Here is a 1,278-nt window from a genome sequence, read left to right as displayed (position 1 = left end):
TGATCCGCCCCCGCGGAGAGGTCCGATGTGATTGTTAGTGTACGGTTGGCCTCGGCGCTAGCGCGGGCGGCGTAGCCGGTCTGGTTTGCGCAGCCGGCCGCGCGGTCATGGCTGGGATGAAGACCTCTGGCGCGGGAGGCCTGTAGCCGAGCGAGCCGTGTGGGCGCAGCGTGTTGAAGTGGCGCCGCCAGCTTTCGACGACGGTCTTCGCCTCCGCGAGTGAGTAGAAGATCTCGCCGTCGAGGAGTTCGTCGCGCAACCGGGCATTGAACGACTCGATGAAGCCGTTCTCCCAGGGACTGCCAGGGGCGATGTAGGCAGTCTTGGCACCGACCGCGCCGATCCATTCCTGCACGGCCTTGGCGACAAATTCCGGCCCGTTATCTGAACGAACATGCTCCGGCACACCGCGCAGGATGAACAGGTCCGAGAGCACGTCTATGACGTCGATCGCCTTCAGCCTGCGATCGATGCGGATCGCCAGGCATTCATGGGTAAACTCGTCAATTACGTTCAGCATGCGGTACTTCCTCCCATCATGGGTGCGGTCTTCGACGAAGTCGTAGGACCACACGTGATTGGGCCGCTCTGCACGCAGGCGGATGCAAGATCCGTCCGCGAGCCAGAGGCGGCCGCGCTTGGGTTGTCGGGCCGGAACCTTCAGCCCCTCACGTCGCCAGATGCGCTCGACCCGCTTGTCGTTGACGACCCAGCCTGCCGTCGACCGCAGCAACGCGGCGATCTTGCGATAGCCGTAGCGGCCGTAACGGCGGGCCAGTTCGACGATGTCGGCGATGAGCTTTTCCTGGTCGTCTCGCCCACGTGGGATCCGGCGCTGGGTCGAGCGATGCTGCCCGAGCACGCGGCAGACTCGCCGCTCCGACACCTTCAGGACGACCCGGACATGCTCAATGCACGCACGGCGACGCGCGGGGCTCAGTAGTTTCCCGACGCGGCTTCCTTCAGGATCAGCTTGTCGAGCGTCAGGTCCGCGACGGCGCGACGGAGCCGGGCGTTCTCGGCCTCGAGCTCCTTCATCCGCTTCACCTGATCCGTCTTCAGGCCGCCGAACTCGCGGCGCCAGCGGTAATAGCTAACCTCCGTCACGCCGATCGAGCGGATCGCGTCGGCAACGGATTGCCCCTGCGAGACCAACACATCGACCTGGCGTAGCTTCGCGACGATCTCTTCGGGCTTGTGGCGCTTCTTCGGCATCTCGGTCCTCCTGTCTGCCAAAAGACATACTTCAGGGTGGACCAATTCAACGGGGGTGGATCA

1 protein-coding gene is annotated in these 1,278 nt (G+C 64.2%); it reads right to left on the bottom strand.

The window, feature by feature from the left end; genetic code table 11:
* Positions 1–34 precede the first annotated feature (34 nt).
* Positions 35–1,215 (bottom strand): IS3 family transposase gene (locus AC1DE3_RS28260; RefSeq protein ID WP_476852977.1). Its coding sequence is split into 2 segments (ribosomal slippage): positions 35–951 and positions 951–1,215, totalling 1,182 coding nucleotides; the frame shifts between segments, so codons are not numbered across the junction.
* Positions 1,216–1,278: the final 63 nt, after the last annotated feature.

This window comes from Allobosea sp. 10L417 (assembly GCF_056395485.1).
Note: the sequence above shows the minus strand (reverse complement) of the source record. Positions and strands in the feature narration are given on the sequence as shown.